Annotated in this window: 19 protein-coding genes and 1 pseudogene; 18 read left to right on the top strand and 2 right to left on the bottom strand. The window is 52.0% G+C overall.

Annotated features, from left to right (window positions below):
• The first annotated feature begins 87 nt into the window (after positions 1-87).
• From tsf to rnhB, 15 genes and pseudogenes are all read left to right on the top strand, one after another.
• Positions 88-951, top strand: coding sequence for a translation elongation factor Ts (gene tsf / locus ACJJJA_RS16650; RefSeq protein ID WP_444900197.1), 864 nt, complete (start codon positions 88-90; stop codon positions 949-951).
• A 162-nt stretch (positions 952-1,113) separates the two neighbouring features.
• On the top strand, positions 1,114-1,851 hold the full coding sequence (gene pyrH, locus ACJJJA_RS16645) for a UMP kinase (RefSeq protein ID WP_152452478.1): 738 nt from the start codon (positions 1,114-1,116) through the stop codon (positions 1,849-1,851).
• Entirely contained in the window at positions 1,848-2,405 is a 558-nt protein-coding gene (gene frr, locus ACJJJA_RS16640; RefSeq protein ID WP_444886827.1) for a ribosome recycling factor, read from the top strand. Before pyrH ends, frr begins: the two co-directional genes overlap by 4 nt.
• Complete coding sequence (uppS, locus tag ACJJJA_RS16635) at positions 2,405-3,160, top strand: polyprenyl diphosphate synthase (protein ID WP_444886826.1); 756 nt, start codon at positions 2,405-2,407, stop codon at positions 3,158-3,160. The genes frr and uppS overlap by 1 nt, the downstream gene beginning before the upstream one ends.
• Positions 3,161-3,287: 127 nt before the next feature.
• Positions 3,288-4,133 (top strand): phosphatidate cytidylyltransferase, encoded by an 846-nt coding sequence (locus tag ACJJJA_RS16630; RefSeq protein ID WP_252082663.1) that lies wholly within the window; start codon positions 3,288-3,290, stop codon positions 4,131-4,133.
• 108 nt (positions 4,134-4,241) lie between these two features.
• Entirely contained in the window at positions 4,242-5,426 is a 1,185-nt protein-coding gene (ispC, locus tag ACJJJA_RS16625; RefSeq protein ID WP_444886825.1) for a 1-deoxy-D-xylulose-5-phosphate reductoisomerase, read from the top strand.
• 58 nt (positions 5,427-5,484) lie between these two features.
• Positions 5,485-6,840, top strand: coding sequence for an RIP metalloprotease RseP (gene rseP, locus ACJJJA_RS16620; RefSeq protein ID WP_444884181.1), 1,356 nt, complete (start codon positions 5,485-5,487; stop codon positions 6,838-6,840).
• Positions 6,841-6,952: 112 nt separating this feature from the next.
• Positions 6,953-8,230: pseudogene (gene bamA, locus ACJJJA_RS16615) on the top strand (outer membrane protein assembly factor BamA); the annotation flags it as partial.
• Between the two features lie 63 nt (positions 8,231-8,293).
• Entirely contained in the window at positions 8,294-10,846 is a 2,553-nt protein-coding gene (gene bamA / locus ACJJJA_RS16610; RefSeq protein ID WP_444886824.1) for an outer membrane protein assembly factor BamA, read from the top strand.
• A gap of 70 nt (positions 10,847-10,916) precedes the next feature.
• Entirely contained in the window at positions 10,917-11,432 is a 516-nt protein-coding gene (locus ACJJJA_RS16605) for an OmpH/Skp family outer membrane protein (protein ID WP_252082654.1), read from the top strand.
• 12 nt (positions 11,433-11,444) lie between these two features.
• Positions 11,445-12,500, top strand: a complete 1,056-nt coding sequence (gene lpxD, locus ACJJJA_RS16600) for a UDP-3-O-(3-hydroxymyristoyl)glucosamine N-acyltransferase (protein WP_444902803.1) — start codon at positions 11,445-11,447, stop codon at positions 12,498-12,500.
• Positions 12,501-12,585: 85 nt separating this feature from the next.
• The gene (fabZ, locus tag ACJJJA_RS16595) at positions 12,586-13,023 is read left to right on the top strand and encodes a 3-hydroxyacyl-ACP dehydratase FabZ (protein ID WP_444886822.1); all 438 of its coding nucleotides are present in this window, start codon (positions 12,586-12,588) and stop codon (positions 13,021-13,023) included.
• Positions 13,024-13,138: 115 nt separating this feature from the next.
• Complete coding sequence (gene lpxA / locus ACJJJA_RS16590; protein WP_444884183.1) at positions 13,139-13,918, top strand: acyl-ACP--UDP-N-acetylglucosamine O-acyltransferase; 780 nt, start codon at positions 13,139-13,141, stop codon at positions 13,916-13,918.
• 114 nt (positions 13,919-14,032) lie between these two features.
• Positions 14,033-15,181, top strand: coding sequence for a lipid-A-disaccharide synthase (gene lpxB / locus ACJJJA_RS16585; protein ID WP_444902802.1), 1,149 nt, complete (start codon positions 14,033-14,035; stop codon positions 15,179-15,181).
• Positions 15,182-15,197: 16 nt separating this feature from the next.
• Complete coding sequence (gene rnhB / locus ACJJJA_RS16580; RefSeq protein WP_444902801.1) at positions 15,198-15,815, top strand: ribonuclease HII; 618 nt, start codon at positions 15,198-15,200, stop codon at positions 15,813-15,815.
• 23 nt (positions 15,816-15,838) lie between these two features.
• Here the strand turns inward: rnhB and ACJJJA_RS16575 are convergent, their stop codons facing one another.
• Positions 15,839-17,113: an HlyC/CorC family transporter gene (locus ACJJJA_RS16575; protein ID WP_444884186.1), complete on the bottom strand. Its 1,275-nt coding sequence runs from the start codon at positions 17,111-17,113 to the stop codon at positions 15,839-15,841.
• A 219-nt stretch (positions 17,114-17,332) separates the two neighbouring features.
• Positions 17,333-18,133, bottom strand: a complete 801-nt coding sequence (locus ACJJJA_RS16570; RefSeq protein ID WP_444884187.1) for a cytochrome C assembly family protein — start codon at positions 18,131-18,133, stop codon at positions 17,333-17,335.
• Between the two features lie 205 nt (positions 18,134-18,338).
• Between ACJJJA_RS16570 and ffh the strand changes: the two genes are divergently transcribed.
• The 3 genes from ffh to rimM all read left to right on the top strand — a co-directional run bounded on the left by ffh (position 18,339) and on the right by rimM (position 20,714).
• Positions 18,339-19,757, top strand: coding sequence for a signal recognition particle protein (gene ffh, locus ACJJJA_RS16565; protein ID WP_252082643.1), 1,419 nt, complete (start codon positions 18,339-18,341; stop codon positions 19,755-19,757).
• 155 nt (positions 19,758-19,912) lie between these two features.
• A complete protein-coding gene (rpsP, locus tag ACJJJA_RS16560; protein ID WP_226648429.1) occupies positions 19,913-20,152 on the top strand; it encodes a 30S ribosomal protein S16 in 240 nt (79 codons plus the stop codon).
• Between the two features lie 22 nt (positions 20,153-20,174).
• Positions 20,175-20,714: a ribosome maturation factor RimM gene (rimM, locus tag ACJJJA_RS16555; protein WP_444886821.1), complete on the top strand. Its 540-nt coding sequence runs from the start codon at positions 20,175-20,177 to the stop codon at positions 20,712-20,714.
• Positions 20,715-20,718 lie beyond the last annotated feature (4 nt).

Genomic DNA, 20,718 nt, shown 5'->3' with positions numbered 1-20,718 from the left:
GTAGCGTTACATTGCGAACTTAAAAAGGGGCCCGAATTACGGCCCCTTTTTTCTAATTTTTAGTGACAGAACCCCGAGGAAAAAATCATGGCGATTACCGCGTCAATGGTAAAAGAACTGCGCGAGCGTACTGGCCTGCCGATGATGGAGTGTAAGAAAGCACTTACCGCAGCGGATGGCGATATCGAGAAAGCGATCGAAGACCTGCGCAAAGCCTCCGGCCTGAAGGCTGCTAAAAAAGCTGGCCGCACCGCTGCAGACGGCGTTGTCGCTGCAAAAGTAGCCGAGGACGGCAGCTACGGTGTGTTGGTTGAAGTGAACTCTGAGACTGACTTCGTTGCCCGCGATGAAAACTTCCAGGCTTTTGTTGCCAAGGTTGTCGATAAGGCATTTGCTGAGCGACAGCAGGACGTAGCCGCCCTGATGGAAGGTGATCTGGAAACTGCTCGCGAAGCACTGGTTCAGAAAATCGGTGAGAACATCGGCGTGCGTCGAATCCAGCTGGTTGAGGCTCCGGTTGTAGGTGCCTACGTACACTCCAATAATCGTATCGCCGCCCTGGTAGCTCTGAGCGCTGGTGAGGTTGAGCTGGCGAAAGACGTTGCTATGCACGTAACCGCGGTAAATCCCCAGGTGAATAAGCCTGAAGATATGCCTGCTGATGTTCTGGAAAAAGAGAAGGACATCATCAAGGCGCAGCCGGATATGGAAGGCAAGCCCGCTGAGATCGTTGAGAAAATGATGGGTGGCCGTATCAAGAAGTTCCTGAAAGAGAACAGCTTGGTCGAGCAGCCTTTCGTTAAGAATCCTGACGTGAGCATTGGCAAGCTGGTTAAAGATGCCGGCGCTGACGTAACTTCTTTCGTTCGTTTTGAAGTGGGCGAAGGTATCGAGAAAGAAGAGGTGGACTTCGCTGCAGAAGTGGCCGCACAGGTTAAGTCCTCTTCTTAATTGATAATAGTGGGTGCCCTGTGCGCTCACTCGCGGTGGGGTGCCTTCGCTGGAGCCTATGTGCTTACAGCGGGGCACCCCTCTGTGTAAATGACTGAAAGTGTTGTAATGTTCGGCGGCAATACTTGGCCACTAAACAGGTACATTTGAGAGGACCGAAGAATGCCCGGTATTAAAGACCGCAAATATAAAAGAATTCTGTTGAAACTCAGCGGCGAAGAGCTGATGGGTGATCAGGGTTTTGGTATCAGCCCTAAAGTGCTGGACAAAATGGCCCTGGAGATTGGCCAGCTGGTAGGTATCGGCGTTCAGGTTGGATTAGTTGTGGGCGGCGGCAATTTGTTTCGCGGCGCGGCCCTGAGTGCAGCTGGACTCGATCGCGTGACCGGCGATCATATGGGAATGCTGGCTACGGTAATGAATGCCCTGGCCCTGCGAGATGCGCTGGAAAGGTCCAATATCTCCTCGCGGGTCATGTCCTCTATTCAGATGAGCGGAATTGTGGACCACTATGACCGCCGCGCGGCCATTCGCTACTTGGAGCGCGGTGAGGTACTGATTTTTGCTGCGGGTACCGGCAACCCATTTTTTACCACAGATTCTGCAGCCTGCCTGCGCGGTATTGAAATTGAGGCTGAGTTGGTGCTAAAAGCCACCAAGGTAGACGGTGTTTACTCGGCTGATCCGGTACTGGACCCTACCGCAACCCGCTATGACCAGCTGACTTATGACGAAGTGCTCGATAAAAAACTTGGCGTGATGGATTTGACTGCGATCTGCCTCTGCCGCGAGCACAATATGCCCGTTCGGGTGTTCCGTATGGATAAAACCGGTGCGCTGCTCAATATTGTCGTGGGCGGCGAGGAAGGCACGCTAATCGAAGAGGAAGTGAAATCGTGATTGAAGATATCAAAAAAGACGCTAAGACTCGCATGAGCAAGGCGCTCGACGCACTGGCCAATAATTTCAATAAAATTCGCACCGGCCGTGCGCATCCGAGTATTCTCGACGGTATTCATGTTTCCTATTACGGTTCAGATACTCCACTATCTCAGGTTGCCAATGTCACAGTTGAGGATGCGCGCACCTTATCGGTGACTCCCTGGGAGAAAAACCTGGTTCCAGACATCGAAAAGGCGATTATGAAATCGGATCTGGGCCTCAACCCAAGCACAGCGGGTGCGGTTATTCGTATACCGATGCCTATGCTGACCGAAGAGACTCGCAAGAACTTTATTCGTCAGGCTCGCGGTGAGGCTGAGACTGCGCGTGTGTCTATCCGAAATATTCGTCGCGATGCGCTGGCTGAGGTGAAATCTTTGGTCAAGGATAAGGAGATCTCCGAGGACGATGAGCGTCGTGCAGGTGATGATGTTCAGAAAATTACAGATCAGTTTGTAGCGGATGTCGATAAGGCGCTCACAGCTAAAGAAAAAGATCTGATGGAAATTTAATGGGTAATAGTGGTACCAGCTTGAGCTCCCCAGTCCCCCGACATATCGCCATTATTATGGATGGTAATGGGCGCTGGGCCGCCCGCAGAGGGCTCTCGCCCTCGGCTGGGCACAAGGCTGGAGTTGAGCGCATACGCGATCTCCTGTCTGCGTGTAGGAGTCGCGGTGTAGAGGTGCTGACATTGTTCGCTTTTTCCAGCGAAAATTGGCAGCGCCCTCCTAAGGAAGTGGAGCTGCTAATGACGCTGTTTCACTCCTATCTGCGCAAAGAAGCTAGGCGTATGCGTGATGAAGGCGTGCGCCTGAGAGTGGTAGGGCGCAGGGATCGTTTTTCGCCTCGCTTGCAGCGCGCCATTGCGGAAGCGGAAGAGATTACCCGAGGCTGTACTCAGGGCGACCTGGTTATTGCTGCGGACTATGGCGGTCGCTGGGATATTGCCCAGGCGGCAAAGCAGCTTGCCGAAGAGGTGGTCAATGGCCAGCGGTCCCTCGACTCCATTGATGAGGATGCGGTTGAAAGCCATATACAGCTCGCGGATTTGCCATCGGTGGATCTATTGATAAGATCCAGTGGCGAGCAGCGTATTAGTAACTTTATTCTCTGGCAGGCCGCCTATAGCGAGTTATTTTTTACCGATACGCTCTGGCCGGATTTTGATGAAAGCGCCCTTGATGAGGCGATAAAAGCATTTCAACAGCGCGACCGGCGATTCGGTGGGCGCGCTGAAGGTGATGGCACGGCTGTGCAGGCCTGACGGGGATCGGGCCAAATGCGCGGCCATTTTTTTGTCCGCGAATAATTTTTAGGAATATTACACCGGGGCGTTCAGGCTTGCTGTGCGATAGTAGGCTGAGTGTAGGTCCAGATGAAAGGGGTTTTCGGTGCTTAAACAAAGAATAATTACTGCGCTGGTATTGCTGGTACTTTTCGCTGGAGTTTTGTTCCTGCTACCAATTCAATGGTACACACTGATTTTCGTAGCCGTGATTTTGCTCGGTGGTTGGGAGTGGGCCAATCTTTCCAACCTCAATCGCGCACTGCGTTTTGTCTTTCTCGCCGCACTGGGCGGAACCCTGGTATTCACCGCGGAATATGTTTTTTCCATGGATTTCGGATCCCCGGATATTGATCGGGCCCGTCAAATCCTGGCAGTAGCCTGCGGTTGGTGGGCGCTTGCTTTTCACTGGGTCCAGAGCTACCCCGCCAGTGCCTCGCTGTGGGGCAATCGTTGGGTACGTGGACTGATTGGGCTAGTGGTTCTGGTGCCCAGCTGGTTGTCGCTGGTGGTTTTGCGTGGGCTCGATCACGGGGCCTGGCTGGTATTGTATGTCGTCGCTATTGTTGTCGCTGCCGATGTGGGCGCTTATTTTGTCGGGCGCAAGTTCGGAAAGCGCAAGTTGGCCCGCGAAGTGAGTCCCGGCAAATCCTGGGAGGGTTTTTTTGGCGGTTTGGGAGCCTGCTTGATACTCGCACTGGTTACTTCCTATCTGTTTGATCTTCCTCTGAAAAATACTGTGCTGTTCTCTTTTGGTGTACTGGTAACTGCGCTTGCCTCAGTCATTGGCGACCTGCTGGAGAGTATGTTCAAGCGGCACCGGGGTATCAAAGACAGTAGTCATATTCTGCCAGGGCATGGCGGTGTTATGGATCGGCTGGATAGTCTCACTGCGGCTTTACCGGTTTTCACCATGGCGGCCCTCGCTAGTGAGCTGCCTAAGTACTTATAACGGGTACGCCACACTTCAATTTATATCCAGTACTTGTGACCTGCGCCGCTATTGTCTGTCGGTGCTTTGGTCGAGTTACAAGAAGTTTCGTAGGTAAGTCGAGCACTTATGCAAAGGCAATCTCCACAAGTCGTCACTGTCCTAGGTTCTACGGGCTCTATTGGTGTAAGCACACTCGATGTGCTTTCCCGCCACCCCCAGCGCTATACCATCTATGCCCTGACAGCTCGCGAGCGTATCGCTGAGCTGGCCCAGCAGTGTCGTCAATATAACCCTCGCTTTGCGGTGGTGGCTGGTGAAGAGGGGGCCGATCAATTGCGCAGTATGCTGGGGGAGGAAGTTTCTACTGAAGTCCTTTGGGGTTTGGAAGGGCTATGCCAAGTTGCTTCTGCGAATGAAGTGGATGTGGTTATGGCGGCAATTGTCGGTGCAGCTGGGCTGCGTCCAACTTTAGCAGCAGTTGAAGCTGGGAAGAAAGTGTTGCTTGCGAATAAAGAGGCTCTGGTGATGGCCGGCCCAGTTTTCCTGCAAGCTTTGCGGGCAGGAGGTGCCCAATTACTGCCAATTGACAGCGAGCACAATGCCATTTTCCAGTGTCTGCCCCAGCCGTTTGGCAGCTTGGAGGGGGCGGGAGTGGAAAAAATCTTGCTAACCGGTTCCGGCGGCCCTTTCCGCACACGCCTAGCCGGTGATTTACATCGAGTGACCCCCGAGGAAGCTTGCGCACACCCCAATTGGTCGATGGGACGGAAAATTTCAGTAGATTCGGCCACCATGATGAATAAGGGGTTGGAGTTTATTGAGGCCTGTTATTTGTTCAGCGCCAGCCCAGAGCAAATAGAAGTGGTCGTGCACCCACAGAGTATTGTGCATTCCATGGTGCAATATCGGGATGGCTCCCTGTTGGCACAGATGGGTAATCCAGATATGCGCACCCCCATCGCTCACGCACTGGCCTTTCCCATCCGCATAGATGCTGGGGTTCCTGCACTCGACCTGATAGCGCAGGGCCGCCTGGATTTTGAAGCGCCAAATTATCAGCGATTCCCCTGCCTGCGTCTGGCACGCGAAGCTATGAATGCCGGCGGCAGTGCTCCCACGGTATTGAATGCGGCCAATGAGGTGGCTGTAGAGGCGTTTTTACAAGGACGGTTGGCATTTACTAGTATTGCTGCGGCTATAGAAAAAGTAATGAATAGCACTCCCACCGTTGAACTGACAGGGCTGGACGTAGTCGAAGCCATTGATCTCAATGCGCGGGAGCTGGCCCAACAAGCTGTTGGGGCCCTTTAATTTTGCTGCTGGGCATATAATGCCGGTGTTTGCGCATGAAAAGAGACTGTAACTGAGTATGGATCTGATTCAGACGGTAATCTGGGCCTTGGTAGCCCTCGGTATACTGGTTTCCTTCCACGAGTTTGGACACTTTCTCGTAGCGCGGCTCTGTGGGGTCAAGGTGCTGCGCTTTTCTGTCGGCTTTGGCCGCCGCCTTTTCTCTCGCTATGACCGGCACGGCACTGAGTTTGCTATCTCAGCAATTCCCCTTGGTGGCTATGTAAAAATGCTAGATGAGCGGGAGGGGCCTGTCGCCGCTCACGAGCTGAATCAGGCATTTAACCGAAAGAGTGTTTGGGCGCGTATGGCGATTGCTGCAGCGGGTCCCGCAGCTAACTTCCTGTTGGCAATTGTACTGTTTTGGATTGTCTTTATGGGGGGCACGGCGGGTCCGGTGCCTGTCGTAGATTCCGTCAAGCCTGGAAGTATTGCTGAAGCTGCGGGATTGGAGTCCGGGCAGGAAATTATCGCGGTGGATGGCGAAGCTACACCCACTTGGCAAGCCCTCAACTGGCGCTTGGCTAACCGTTTGGGGGACAGTGGCTCTATAGAATTCTCAGTGCGCTACCCGGACTCTAACCTCGAATATCATATGGCGGCTGATATCGACCGTTGGCTCGCAGGCCAGGAAGTCCCTGACCCATTGGGGGAGATTGGCCTCGGTCTCTGGACGCCGCCCATTAGTATGACGTTGCATAAGGTTGTGGAGGGTAGCGCTGCTAGTGCAGCGGGGCTGCGTGCGGGCGATAAGATTGTGGCTACCGACGGGCGAATTTTTTCCGGTTGGGAAGAGTGGAGTCAGTATGTGCGCGCTCGTGCAGGCGAGCCCCTTCAGGTGGAAGTTGAACGACAGGGGCAACGGTTGACCCTGCCGGTTACGCCGGCGCAGGTGACGCTCGACAGTGGTGAGCGTGTCGGCCAGATCGGCGTACAGCCCGTCACCGAGCGCTGGCCCGAGGATCGCGTACGAGTTTTCCACTACGGTGTAGCTGGCGCTCTTTCTCAGGGGGTGCAAGAGACTTGGGACAAAACACTGTTCACTCTGAACAGCTTGAAGAAATTGATTTTTGGTCAACTTTCGACCAAAAACTTGAGTGGCCCCATCACCATTGCTAAAGTGGCGGGTACTTCCGCAGAGAGGGGGTGGCAGTCTTTCCTGTCGCTTTTAGCTCTGCTTAGTATCAGTCTCGGTGTACTCAATCTGTTACCCATTCCGGTACTCGATGGTGGTCACCTTCTCTACTACGGTATTGAGGCGGTCAAGGGTTCTCCTGTGTCTGAGAGAGTGCAGGTGATCGGTTTACAAGTAGGTATGGCCTTAGTGCTTTGTATTATGGGGTTGGCTCTTTATAACGATATTTTACGTTTGTAGCCTCCTGGAGTGCATTTTCCTATGGCGTTTGGAGTGAATAGATTTTTAGAGTGAGCATGGTGCCGGTTACCTTGGGAACCTCTGCTCTTATCAGAAGCGGTTCGGAATTAGTATGAAATATTGGCTGTTAGCGATATCCCTGGGCTTGGTGCTGCCTCTCAGCGCTTTAGCTCAGTCATTCGTTCTCAGCGATATTCGTGTAGAAGGTTTGCAGCGTGTTTCTGCAGGCACCGTTTTTTCAGCTCTTCCGGTGCGTGTTGGCGATGAAATTGAGCTTGCGGATATTCAGGGGGCGACCCGAGAACTGTTTCAAACCGGTTATTTTGAGGATATTCAGATCGGTCGTGAAAGTAGCGTTCTAGTTGTTAACGTGAGAGAGCGGCCAGCCATATCTAAGATAGATATATCAGGAAACAAGGCGATTGCCTCGGAAGATCTGCTAAAGGCGCTGAAGGATTACGGTCTGGCCGAGGGACAGATTTTAAAGCGCTCGACCCTCAAAGGGTTGACCCAGGAGTTTGAGCGCCAGTATGTGGCACAGGGGCGCTATGGCGCTAGCGTCCAAGCAGAAGTTAAAGAGTTACCACGCAATCAGGTTGAATTGAAGGTTATTGTCGAGGAAGGGACCGTTGCTGCGATTAAACATATCAACATCGTAGGGAATCGCGTCTTTTCAGATCAAGAGCTCGGAGAAATTTTTGAGCTTAAAACCACTGGCTGGCTCTCTTGGTTGCGCAGTGATGATAAGTACTCCCGTGAGAAGCTCACTGGTGACCTGGAGCGTCTTGAATCTTATTATCTCGATCGCGGATATCTCGACTTCCAGATCGACTCTACCCAAGTATCTCTTGGGCCGGACAAGAAGAGTGTTTTCATCACTGTTAACGTGATTGAGGGTGATGTTTACACTGTTAGTGAAGTAGAACTTGCTGGAGACCCAGTCGTTCCAGAGGAAGAAATTAAGCGCTTGCTGCTAGTGCGTGAAGGGCAGACGTTCTCCCAGGTCAGGATGACAACGACTTCAGACTATATTTCCAAGCGTTTGGGCAATAAGGGTTACGCTTTTGCCGAAGTAAACGGTATTCCAGAAGCCAATAAAGAAGAGAACACGGTAAAAATCACTTTCTTTATTGACCCTGGCAAGCGCACCTACGTTAGGCGTATTACTTTTCGTGGAAACACTCGCACGGCAGATGAAGTTTTGCGGCGAGAGTTGCGCCAAATGGAGTCCGCTTTAGCTTCTTCGGCTCTTATTGAGCAATCTAAAGTTCGCCTTGAGCGACTTGGTTACTTGAAGGTGGTGAAAGTTGAAACGGTCAAGGTACCCGGGAACTCAGAACGGGTTGATGTCGATTACAAGGTAGAGGGGCAACCCTCAGGTTCCGGGGGAGCTGGGCGCTGAATAAAGCGCTGTAACTCCTGGATTGCGAATAAAAACACTCGGAATTAGTAGATGAAAGATTTCCTCAAAGCGGCCTCCCTCGGCCTGATGTTGCCTTTAAGTGCAATAGCGCAGTCGTTCGTGGTCAATGATATTCGCGTGGAAGGATTGCAACGCGTCTCTGCCGGTACAGTCTTCTCTGCCCTTCCCGTGCGAGTGGGTGATGAAATTGAATCCGTGGAAATCCAGAGCGCTACCCGGGCACTGTTCCGCACCGGCTACTTTGAAGATATCCAAATCGGCCGTGAAAATGGTGTTCTGGTGGTCACTGTTCGCGAGCGTCCAGCAATTTCCAAGATTGAGATCAGCGGTAATAAGGCCATCGCCACCGAAGATTTGCTCAAGGGTATGAAGGATAACGGTTTATCCGAGGGGCAGATCTTTAAACGTGCAACTCTGGAGGGGCTCGCCCAGGAGCTTGAGCGCCAATATGTGGCACAGGGGCGCTATGGTGCAAGTGTTAAGACCGAAGTGAAAGAATTGCCACGCAACCAGGTCGAGCTGCGGGTTATCGTCGACGAGGGCTCGGTTGCGGCTATCAAGCACATCAATGTTGTGGGTAACGAGGCATTTTCCGACGAAGAATTGGCAGAAATTTTCGAGCTGCAGACCACAGGTTGGTTGTCCTGGCTGCGCAGCGATGACAAATATTCCCGTGAGAAACTCACTGGTGACCTGGAGCGCCTAGAGTCCTACTATCTCGACCGCGGCTATCTGGATTTTCAAATAGAATCCACTCAGGTTTCCCTGAGCCCAGACAAGCAGAGTGTTTTTATCACAGTCAATGTGAGAGAGGGGAATGTTTACACCGTCAGTGAGGTGGATCTCGCCGGCGACCCGGTGGTTTCGGAAGAGGAAATCAAGCGCTTACTGTTGGTGCGTGAAGGGCAGACTTTCTCCCAGATTCGGATGACCACCACGTCTGACTATATTACCAAGCGTCTGGGCAATGAAGGTTATACCTTTGCCGAGGTGAATGGCATTCCCGAACCCGATAAAGAAGAGAATACGGTAAAAATTACCTTCTTTATCAACCCGGGTAAGCGCGCCTATGTGCGCCGAATCAATTTCCGTGGTAACACTCGTACTGCCGATGAGGTGTTGCGTCGTGAAATGCGTCAGATGGAATCTGCCTCGGCCTCCTCCGCAAGAATTGAGCAATCCAAGGTGCGCCTGGAACGCCTTGGTTACTTTAAAGAGGTGGAAGTAGAAACTGCAGAGGTGCCTGGTACTTCCGACCAGATCGATGTGGAATATACCGTAGAGGAGCAACCTTCAGGCTCTATTGGTGGCACTATCGGCTGGGCACAGAGTAGCGGCTTGGTACTCGGCGGTAATATCCAGGAAAATAACTGGCTGGGTACCGGCAAGCAGGTAGGTATTGGTTTAAACGTGTCTACCTACCAGACCGCACTGAACTTTTCCTATCTTGACCCTTACTTTACGCCTGACGGTGTGAGCCGCGGGTTTAACGTTTTTTATAGGGAAAATGACTACTCTGAGGTCAACCTGTCGGACTACAACACGACTAGTTATGGTGGTGGTGTTAGCTTCGGCTACCCGGTTTCAGAAATTTCCCGTGTGGGGCTGAATGTTAATTTCAGTCATTTGGAGCTCTCGGCCTCGAGTGGTTCTGTACAGGAAATCCAATCCAGCCCATCTCTTTTGGATGACACCTCTCTTGAGGGGGTGACACTCACTAATGCTGAGACGATTGTTGCAGATCTCAATGATGGAGTGGCCAATGATCTTGCAATGATGATTGATCAGAATCAGTTTAATACTTCAGCAGATGGTTTTATCGATCGTTACGGTGATGCGTTTAATAACTTGGCTTTGACTGCTTCTTATGCCCGCTCCACTTTGAACCGCGGTATATTGGCGACTCGCGGGGCATCCCAGAATTTCTCCGCGGAATTTACCGTGCCCGGCAGTGATCTTGAATACTACAAATTTATTTATACTGGTCAGTATTTCCGCCCCCTAACGAAGAGCTTGACGCTACGTCTGCGTACGCGCCTGGGTTACGGGGATGGCTACGGCGATCTCGATCAACTGCCTTTCTTTGAAAATTTCTATGCCGGTGGTTTTGGCTCTGTGCGCGGTTTCAAGCGTAATACACTGGGTCCCCGTTCAACTCCGGCCGAGTTTTATACTCGTCTCCCCTGTGCGACTGATGGTGAGATCATCACGGAGTACTGTTATCAGACAGATGAAAATGGAAACCTGGATATCCGTCAGAATGGGGATGCCGACCCCTTTGGTGGCAATATCTTAGTAGAAGGTAGTGCCGAGGTTATTTTCCCGCTGCCGTTTATCAAAGATCAGCGCTCTCTGCAGTCTGCCTTCTTTGTTGATGCAGGTAACGTCTTTGATACTAGTTGTGATGAAACCCAGATCAACTGTTACGATGTGGACTTCGGTAAAATGAATGTTTCCGCGGGCATTGGCTTGACATGGGTTACCGGTTTTGGACCATTGACTTTCAGTTTGGCTAAAGCCTTGAAGGAAAACGAGGATGATGAGACGGAAGTGTTCCAGTTTACCCTGGGTAATAGCTTTTAACTTTATCGAATATAAATGGATTGAGTGCAGCTGCTGCGCATAAAAAATAAAACCAATTGGAGAGACTAAAGTGCTTAAGAATGTAAAGATTTTCGCAATCCTGCTGGCTGGTATAACCCTGTCTGGCGCCGCCATGGCGCAGACCAAGGTTGCGGTATTTAACCTGCAGGCTGCGATTATGAGCACCGATGTGGCCAAGACCAAGGTCAATTCATTGAAGACCAGTTCCGAGTACTCCAAGCTGCAAAGTAGTGCCGAGTCTATTCGTTCAGAATTGCAAAAAATGGCAGAAGATGCGCAGAAAAACAGCGTTACCTGGTCCGATGAGCAGAAAACAGAATATCAGCGTAAGATGAACTTCAAGCGTTCAGACTTTGAAACTACTGTTAAAAAACTGCGCGCAATGGAGGCCCAGGTAGGCCAGGAAATTCAAACTTCTCTGGGGCCCAAGGCTAAAACAGCGCTGGAAGCGATCATTAAAGAGCAAAACCTGGACTTAGTGTTGGATGCCTCTACCGCTTACTTTGCAAATCCTTCGGTCAATCTGACTGAGGCTGTCGTAAAGCGTATGAATGCTGATAAGTAATCGATAGTCTGTATGAGTGACAATTTGTCGTTAACCCAGCTTGCAAATGCTCTGGGTGCTGAGCTGCGTCTGGCCCCCGGGGTAGACGCAGAATATGTAATTTCTGGTCTTAGCACTTTGCAAGATGCTGGGCCCGAGCAGTTGACCTTCCTGGCAAACCCTAATTATCGCCGCTTCCTCAAGACCACGTCAGCGGGCGCTGTATTGGTGACTGCCGAGTTTGTTGAGGAGACACCTGTTAGCGCACTTTGTGTGGATAACCCTTACTTGGCTTTTGCCAGGGCGAGTGCTTTGTTCAATACGGCTCCAACGATTGAGGCGGGTATTCACCCGAGCGCTGTAGTTCATCCAGACGCAGAAGTGGCCTCTAGTGCCTCTATTGCAGCTGGTGCGGTGATAGAGGCGTTTGCGAAAATTGGACCTCGGGCATCGGTTGGCGCCAACTGCTTTGTGGGAGAGGGCAGTACCCTTGGAGAAGGGAGCTGCCTTTATGCGGGTGCAATACTGCATCACGGTTGTCAGGTCGGGCGCGATGTTATCATCCACAGTCATGCGGTTATTGGTGCAGACGGCTTTGGTTTTGCGCTGCATCAGCGTGAATGGATTAAGATTTACCAGCTGGGTGGCGTGCAGGTTGGCGACGAGGTTGAAATAGGCGCCAATACTTGTGTGGATCGTGGGGCACTTGGTGACACTGTGATTGGTCGTGGTGTCAAGATCGACAATTTGGTCCAAATCGCGCACAATGTGCAGATTGGTGACTACTCAGCCATTGCTGCATGCACAGGAATTGCGGGCAGCGCAGTAATCGGTAAGCACTGTGCTTTGGGTGGCAGCTCCCGTATTGCCGGGCATGTAACCATTGCCGATGGCTGCCAAGTTACCGCTAATACTTTTGTGACCAAATCCATCGACAAGCCGGGAATTTACTCCGGCGCTTTACCCTTTGCCGATAGTCAGTCCTGGCGTCGCAACGCGGTGCGCTTCGGGCAGTTGGATAAGGTGGCACGAAGGGTGAAAGATTTGGAGAAGCAACTTAAAGCCCTGTCCCTCGATCGGGATAAATAGCTCACAGCTGCTTTAAGAAAAACAATTTTGATTTGATGTTTTCGGGGCGTTTAACGCCCCGAAGTGGTTTCTGGGGGCATTTGGAATGATGGATGTAACTGAGATTCGCGAGTACCTGCCACATCGCTATCCGTTTTTATTGGTCGATCGTGTCGTTGAACTCGAGGAAGGGAAGTTTATTAAGGGGTATAAAAATATCTCTATTAATGAGGAGCTGTTTAACGGTCACTTTCCACAGATGCCGATTTTCCCCGGTGTTATGATCGTTGAGGCTATGGCCCAGGTTTCAGGAATTCTTGGCTTCAAAACATTTGGCAAGAAGCCCGAGGATGGCTACCTGTACCTGTTTGGCGGTGTCGACAAGGCGCGTTTTAAGCGTCAGGTGGTCCCTGGGGACAGGCTGGACCTGATGTCCGAAGCAGTTTCAGTGCGCCGTAATATCTGGAAGTTTTCCTGTAAAGCGAGTGTCGATGGTGAGCTTGCGGCCTCTGCAGATCTTCTGTGTGCGGTGAAGCAGGTTTAATGCGCTTATTCGTCACTTGACGTGGCTGCTAAGGTGCTTTTGATAACTCTTCCAGTTGTTGTTTATTTGAAGTTGTAGTGTCCGAAGTGTCGCTACCTGAGGAGTAGATTCCAGAATGCAGACAAATATCCACCCCACAGCTATTATCGATCCGACGGCGGTTATCGGTTCCGGGGTGAGTATCGGAGCCTATTCCATAGTTGGCGCCGATGTGGAACTCGGTGATGGCTGTGAAATTGCTTCACATGTTGTATTGAGTGGGCCCACTAAGCTCGGAAAAAATAACCGTATTTACCAGTTTGCCTCGATAGGTCAAGATACGCCGGACAAAAAATATCAAGGCGAGCAGACCACCCTGGTAATTGGCGATAACAATGTTATTCGTGAGGGCGTAACCATCCACCGGGGCACTGTGCAGGATCGTGGGGAAACCACTATCGGCAGTGATAACCTGATTATGGCCTATGCCCATATCGGTCATGATAGTGTTGTCGGTAATCACACCATTCTCGTTAATAATGTGGGGCTCGCCGGCCACGTAATAGTAAAAGATTGGGCAATCCTCAGCGGGTACAGTCTTGTACATCAGCATTGCACCATTGGTGAGCACGCTTTCCTAGGGATGGGCGCAGCGATCGGCAAAGATGTGCCAGCTTATGTCATGGTGGCTGGGAATCCGGCAGAGGCCAAGACTATTAATGCGGAGGGGTTGCGTCGTAGAGGTTTTTCCCGCGAGGACATCTCTCTAATCAACAAGGCATACAAAACGGTCTACCGGCGTGGCCTTACTCTGCAAGAGGCTGTCCAGGCCCTTACGGAACTGCGAGAGCAGTCCCCTGTAATTCAGCCTTGGATTGATTCCCTGCAGACCTCCTCTCGCGGAATTGTCCGCTAAGCACAGCCATTTGCGGGAAGTGCTGTTATTGTGCACTTCCTAATTTAGTCTTTTCATATCTTAATCGGTATCTATGAAAATTGAGCCATTTCCACTTTGGGGGAATTGTTAGGCGTGTCAGAAAATAATAAGCCGGTTCGTATTGGTATTGTTGTCGGTGAGGCCTCTGGAGATATCCTCGGTGCAGGTCTTATTGACTCCCTGCAAAAGCGCCTCCCGGGAATTCAGTTTGAAGGGATTGCTGGTCCGCGTATGCAGGCTTTGGGGGCGAAATCCCTTTTTCCAATGGAGCGCCTCTCGGTGATGGGATTGGTTGAGCCGCTAAAACGACTGCCAGAATTATTAAAAATTCGCCGCACTCTGCGCGAGCACTTCACTGAAAATCCGCCGGACCTTTTTATCGGTATCGACTCACCAGATTTTAACTTGTCTTTGGAGGAGTCCCTCAAGGCCGAAGGGGTTCGCACTGTGCATTATGTCAGCCCTTCAGTGTGGGCGTGGCGGCAGGGGCGAATAAAAAAGATTGCTCGTGCTATTGACCATATGCTCACCTTGCTGCCTTTTGAGGCTGCTTTTTATCGTGAAAACCACGTGCCGGTGACTTTTGTGGGGCATCCGTTAGCGGATGATATTCCTTTGCAGGTTAGCAGTGTTGCAGAGCGCAAAGAGCTGGGTCTCACAGTTGATGACCGTGTTATTGCGCTGTTACCGGGTAGCCGAGGTGGGGAAGTGCGTTTGCTTGGGCCACTATTTTTGCAGACGGCTCGCTGGTGTTACCAGCGCCATCCCGATCTCAAATTTGTATTGCCGGCAGCAAATGAGCAGCGTTTAGCCGAATTGCGGGAGCAGCTAAAGGATTTTCCGGAACTGCCTGTCACGATATTAGAGGGAGATTCACACAAGGCGCTCAGTGTGTCGGATGCTGTGTTAATTGCTTCAGGAACGGCAACGTTAGAAACCATGCTACTGAAAAAGCCTATGGTGGTTGCCTATAAACTGGGCAAAATTACTTACGCTATCGTCTCTCGTATGCTGCACACGCCCTGGGTTTCTCTGCCCAACTTGCTGGCACAAAGGGAGTTGGTGCCGGAAATCCTGCAGAGTGATGCGACCCCGGAGAATCTCGGAGCGGCGTTGATGCGCTATTTTGAAGATCCACTACTGGGTGATCAGCTGCAGCGCGAATTTGATGATCTTCACCAGCAATTGCGTCGGAATGCCTCTGAGCGGGCAGCCGATGCTATCTGTGCTCTTTTGAAGTAATCGGGTTTTATAAACCATGAGTGTTAAAAAAGAATTACCTCCGTACATCTGTCCTTATAAAGGTGATCTTCTCGCTGGAGTCGATGAAGTTGGCCGTGGCCCACTGGCTGGAGATGTAGTGGCGGCTGCAGTAATTCTCGATCCAGCAGAGCCCATTTTGGGGCTGGCCGACTCCAAAAAACTTAGTGAGAAAAAACGAGAGTCGCTCTTTGAGGAGATTTGTGAGCGTGCGTTGAGTTTTTCTATTGCCCGTGCAACCGTCGAAGAAATTGATCAGATCAATATTCTGCAGGCGAGTTTATTGGCAATGCGCCGTGCAGTGGAGCAGTTGCCACTACAGCCTGAGTTTGTGTTAGTAGATGGTAATAAAAGACCGGACTGGTCTTATCCCTGCGATACTGTGATTAAGGGGGATGGTCGCGTTGCCGCCATTGCTGCGGCCTCAATTTTGGCCAAAGTGACCCGTGATCGAGAGATGGTGGAGTTGGATGCACGCTATCCAGGTTATGGACTGGCCGGCCACAAAGGTTACCCCACTAAAGCTCATATGCAGGCCTTGGAAGAATTGGGTCCCAGCGCTCTGCATCGGGTGAGTTTTACCCCGGTAAGGAAACTCTTAGAGGATATTGCTTAAGCTCAAGGTTGTAGAGCGCTTGACTAGCGCTCAATTTTTTTGATCCTGGCTCTGATAATCATTTTGTCGGAAACCTCTTCAATTTCCACTTGGTAATTATTGAGGATAAATAAACTGATATTGCCATCTGGGATGCTTTCAAGGTGCTCCATAAGGAGACCGTTGAAGGTCTTTGGTCCGTCGGTGGTTAGGTCCCAATTTAGCGTGCGGTTGATATCCCGGATAGAGGTTCCACCCTCGATCATATACCAGCCGCTTTCCATGGCGACAATTTCCTCATCGTCGCTGGGAACTGGGCTCGCGGTGAAGTCGCCGACAATTTCCTCCAGTAGATCTTCTAGAGTTACTATCCCCATCACCTCCCCATATTCATCCACAACCAAGCCCATGCGGCGCTTGGTTTTCTGGAAGTTCATTAGCAGGGTGGGCAGTGGGGTGGCCTCGGGTACAAAGTAAGGTTCACCGGTAAAGGACTTGAGACGTTCAGCTGTGAGTTTGTCTGGGCCGTCTCGCAGTATCTGTGCGGCGCGACGCAGGTGCAAAATACCCACTACCTGATTGATATCTCCCCGGTATACCGGCAGGCGGGTGTAAGTACTCTCTGCCAGTTGTTGGAGAATCTGATCGGCGCTGTTTTCCAGGTCGATTCCCATGACCTCGTTGCGCGGGATCATAATGTCTTCCACTGTGGCCTGGTCCAGGTCCAGCACATTGAGAAGCATGCCTTTGTGCTTGCTGGGAAGCAGGGCGCCAGATTCGAACACCACTGTTCTAAGTTCCTCGGGCGCTAGGTGTTCTGCCTCGTTGCCAGCAGTTGCTTCAACGCCTACCAGGCGCGCAAGTCCATTGGATATGCTACCGACGAGTAATACAAACGGTGTCAGAAGCCATTGCAGTGGGCGTAAAATTAGCGATGCAGGAAATGCCACTCTCTCCGGGTGAAGAGCGGCAATGGTTTTTGGGGTGACTTCCGCAAAAATAAGAATAACGATTGTGAGAGCGCCGGTAGCGTAGAAGAGGCCGGCATCGCCGTACAGTTGAGTAAAGACAGCACCGGCAATTACTGAGGCCAGGATATTGACCAGATTATTGCCAATCAGGATAACGCCGATCAGCTTGTCCGGCCGGGCAAGCAGTTCCATGGCCCGCTTGGCGCCGCGGTGACCGCTCTTGGCCTGGTGGCGCAGGCGGTAGCGGTTCAGCGCCATCATGCTGGTTTCGGAGCTGGAAAAGAAAGCCGATATCACAATCAGCAGGGCAAGCAGGCTAAACAGCAGGCCCGGGGGCATCTCGTTCAAGGGAGAACTCTTTTTATTTCTGAGCGGAGATATTGAAACAGAACGGCTACCTCCGCAAGTTTTCCGGTCACTTATAAACCTAAATAAACCCGGTAAAGGCTATAGGGGCGGTTGAGGAGATCAAGGGGTGTTTGGTCTCCACCCTGAAAATGGCACCTGTGAGCGAATGTCAGTGCCGTTTGCTTATACTCGACTTTAAACGGCTCCTCTTTAGTATTCTTAGCCGCGCTGAAGGATAACCTCAATAACCAACTTACTACCAAAGTAGGCCAGCATTAGTGCAGCAAAGGCACACAGAGTCCAACGCACGGCAGTGTTACCGCGCCAACCCCACTGCCAATGCCCCCAAAGAAGAATACTGTAAAGCACCCAGGCGAGCAGGGAGAGCACTGTCTTGTGTAGGGGGCCCTGCTCAAAAAGGTTACCCACAAAGATAAATCCGGTAATCAGGGAGGCAGTTAACAGTAATTGGCCGAAAGCAATTAACCCAAAGAGTAATGACTCCATGCTTTGCAGGGGGGGGAGCAGGCGCATGGCACCCACTGGCCGATGGTTGTGTAGCTGCTGGTTCAGGTAATAAAGGTAGATGGCCTGTAGGGTTGCAAGAGTAAGTAGGGAGTAGGCGGAGATTGATAGCAGCGCGTGTATGGCAATCCCAGAAGATAACTGTTGGTGTGGTGCAACGCCTCCCCAGGTGTGGGACGCGGTCAGTTCGGTGAGTGCTCCTAACGGGGCAAAAATCAGTATCAACAAGGTTAGTGGTCGATTCACCGCTAGGATAAGCAGCAATAAGTTCACCACCCAGGTGATTAATGACAGCATTGCTAACAGATCAAAGCGATAGCCTGCTGAGGAAAACAGTGTCTGCGCAAGGGATATTGCGTGGGTGGCCAGGGCTCCGGCGAGCAGGCCCAGGAGCAGTTTACGATCGGGCTGTTGGGCGCGGGCAAGGGCCCTGGCCGCGACAATGGTGGTAGCTATATATAGCGCGATGGCCGTCCAGTGGGCGAATGCCGCCATTGGTTAGATCCGTATCTTCTAAGCAGTGGAGGAGGAGTGTGTCACAGCACGCTTTAACAGGGAAGATCTGGTGATATTTCGGCTGTGACGGGACCTGAGCTATACTGCCGCGCCTCAGAGTGGGAGTTGGATATACTCCCCAAAAAAATTTCGCGGCCCTCCGCACCGGGGTCCTGTCCGCAATCGGAGAAATCGAGACGAATTTATGTTCGATAACCTGAGTGACCGCTTATCGGCGGCCCTAAAAAAAGTCACCGGCAAGGCCCGTCTGACCGATGACAATATCCGCGATACCCTGCGTGAAGTGCGCAAAGCGCTGCTTGAGGCGGATGTCGCTCTGCCAGTCGTGAAGGCCTTTGTGCAGCAAGTGCGCACAGCCGCTGTTGGGCAGAAGGTTAGCAAGGCCCTGAACCCGGGGCAGCAGTTCGTCAAGATTGTTCAGGATGAGCTGGTTAAGGTGATGGGTGCTGCTGCAGAGCCGCTCAATCTTGCAGTTCAGCCTCCCGCTGTGATTTTGATGGCGGGCCTTCAGGGGGCCGGTAAAACCACCAGTGTTGCCAAGCTAGCCAAGTACCTGCAGGAGCGGGAAAAGAAGAAAGTTATGGTGGTGAGTGCGGACGTGTATCGCCCTGCAGCCATCAAGCAGCTGGAAACTCTGGCAGGTGAAGTGGGCGCGCTGTTTCATGCTTCAACTCCTGATCAGAAGCCCCTGGATATTGCCAAGGGTGCAGTGGATGCGGCGCGCAAGCAATTTGCCGATGTACTGATTGTCGATACCGCGGGTCGTCTGCATATCGACAGTCAGCTGATGGATGAAATCCGCGAGCTGCACAGTGAGTTGGATCCCGCAGAAACCCTGTTTGTTATCGACGCAATGATCGGTCAGGATGCGGTAAATACCGCCAGCGCCTTCAATGAGGCCCTGCCACTGACCGGGGTTATTCTGACTAAGGCAGATGGTGATGCACGCGGTGGTGCGGCACTCTCTGTGCGCCATGTTACTGGCAAGCCGATCAAGTTTATCGGTGTTGGTGAAAAGACCGACGCCCTGGAAACCTTCCACCCGGACCGTATCGCCTCCCGTATCCTGGGTATGGGCGACATTCTGTCTCTGATTGAAGAAGCAGAGCAGAAGATCGATAAAGAGAAAGCCGAAAAGCTGGTTAAGAAGGTCCAGAAAGGTAAAGGCTTTGACCTGGAAGACTTGCGCGACCAGTTGCAGCAAATGCAAAACATGGGTGGCTTTGGCTCCCTGCTGGAGAAAATGCCCGGCATGGGTGGTGTGGCGCAGGCCGCACAACAGGCCGACATGGGTAAAGAATTTAAGCGTATGGACGCCCTGATTTCCTCCATGACGCCGGCCGAACGCCGCAATCCTGACCTTCTTAACGGTTCGCGCAAGCGCCGTATCGTCGCCGGCTCCGGCACCCAGCTGCAAGATCTCAATCGCTTGCTTAAACAGCATAAGCAGATGGGCAAGATGATGAAAAAGCTCAAGGGCGGCGGTATGGGCAAGATGATGCGCGGCCTCGGTGGAATGACCGGGGGTGGTGGTCTGCCCGGAGGTCTCGGCGGAATGGGCGGTATGCCCGGTGGCCTGCCCCCCGGATTCAAGAAAAAGTAAGGGTTTTCGGGGCTCTGAGGGCCCTAGGAATCGCTATACAAATCTCTGGCGGTACATTAGAATACGCCGCCTTTCAGCCGGGTGAGCTGCCGGCAGAGATGTTTGGGTGACAGCTTATTGCTGTCGCCAAGTGTTAAAAAATACAGGAAAGTTACATGGTAACCATTCGTTTGGCTCGTGGCGGTGCTAAAAAACGCCCGTTCTATCACCTGACCGTAACCGACAGCCGCAAGTCTCGCGACGGTCGATTCATTGAGCGTGTTGGCTTCTTCAACCCGGTTGCCCGTGGCCAGGAAGAGCGTCTGCGCATTGATCGTGAGCGTGTTGACTACTGGCTGGGTCACGGTGCTCAGGTTTCTGATCGCGTCAGCAAGCTGCTGAAAGAATCTGCTTAATTTGCGCGTAAGTGGTGCTCCTGTGACAGATAACGGAAAACCTTCCGAAGAGTTGGTCACGGTTGGGCGCGTTACTACCGTTTATGGTGTGCGCGGCTGGGTCAAGGTTCACTCCTATACCGAGCCGATGGACAACATCCTGCAGTTCCCTAATTGGCGCTTGCAGGGGCCGAAAGGTTGGGAAGCTCTCGAAATTGACGCTGGTAAGCGTCACGGTAAGGGCTTAATAGTACATGTGAAAGGCATTGATGACCGCGATTTGGCGGCTCGACTTTGCCAGCGCGATATAGCTGTAGCTCGTGAACTGATGCCTGAGCTTGAGCGGGGTGAGTATTACTGGCACCAGCTCGAGGGATTAAAGGTTGTCAGCCATTTCGATGGCGAAGATCACGACTTTGGTATCGTCGCCCGCATGATGGAAACTGGCGCCAACGATGTAATGGTGGTGCGCGGTGGAGCGGATAAGCGCGAGCGCTTGATTCCCTATCTGCCGGATCAGTTTATAACCAATATTGACCTGGAAGCCGGTGTAATAACCGTCGACTGGGACCCAGCTTTTTAAGGCG

Source organism: Microbulbifer mixtoriginis (SeqCode), assembly GCF_052466865.1.
Note: the sequence above shows the minus strand (reverse complement) of the source record. Positions and strands in the feature narration are given on the sequence as shown.

What these genes read in the sequence shown, in the direction of transcription:
- tsf (WP_444900197.1), top strand. Translation starts at nt 88, where the DNA reads ATGGCGATTACCGCGTCAATGGTAAAAGAACTGCGCGAGCGTACTGGC.
- pyrH (WP_152452478.1), top strand. Translation starts at nt 1,114, where the DNA reads ATGCCCGGTATTAAAGACCGCAAATATAAAAGAATTCTGTTGAAACTC.
- uppS (WP_444886826.1), top strand. Translation starts at nt 2,405, where the DNA reads ATGGGTAATAGTGGTACCAGCTTGAGCTCCCCAGTCCCCCGACATATC.
- ispC (WP_444886825.1), top strand. Translation starts at nt 4,242, where the DNA reads ATGCAAAGGCAATCTCCACAAGTCGTCACTGTCCTAGGTTCTACGGGC.
- rseP (WP_444884181.1), top strand. Translation starts at nt 5,485, where the DNA reads ATGGATCTGATTCAGACGGTAATCTGGGCCTTGGTAGCCCTCGGTATA.
- bamA (WP_444886824.1), top strand. Translation starts at nt 8,294, where the DNA reads ATGAAAGATTTCCTCAAAGCGGCCTCCCTCGGCCTGATGTTGCCTTTA.
- lpxD (WP_444902803.1), top strand. Translation starts at nt 11,445, where the DNA reads ATGAGTGACAATTTGTCGTTAACCCAGCTTGCAAATGCTCTGGGTGCT.
- fabZ (WP_444886822.1), top strand. Translation starts at nt 12,586, where the DNA reads ATGATGGATGTAACTGAGATTCGCGAGTACCTGCCACATCGCTATCCG.
- lpxA (WP_444884183.1), top strand. Translation starts at nt 13,139, where the DNA reads ATGCAGACAAATATCCACCCCACAGCTATTATCGATCCGACGGCGGTT.
- rnhB (WP_444902801.1), top strand. Translation starts at nt 15,198, where the DNA reads ATGAGTGTTAAAAAAGAATTACCTCCGTACATCTGTCCTTATAAAGGT.
- ACJJJA_RS16570 (WP_444884187.1), bottom strand. Translation starts at nt 18,133, where the DNA reads ATGGCGGCATTCGCCCACTGGACGGCCATCGCGCTATATATAGCTACC.
- ffh (WP_252082643.1), top strand. Translation starts at nt 18,339, where the DNA reads ATGTTCGATAACCTGAGTGACCGCTTATCGGCGGCCCTAAAAAAAGTC.
- rpsP (WP_226648429.1), top strand. Translation starts at nt 19,913, where the DNA reads ATGGTAACCATTCGTTTGGCTCGTGGCGGTGCTAAAAAACGCCCGTTC.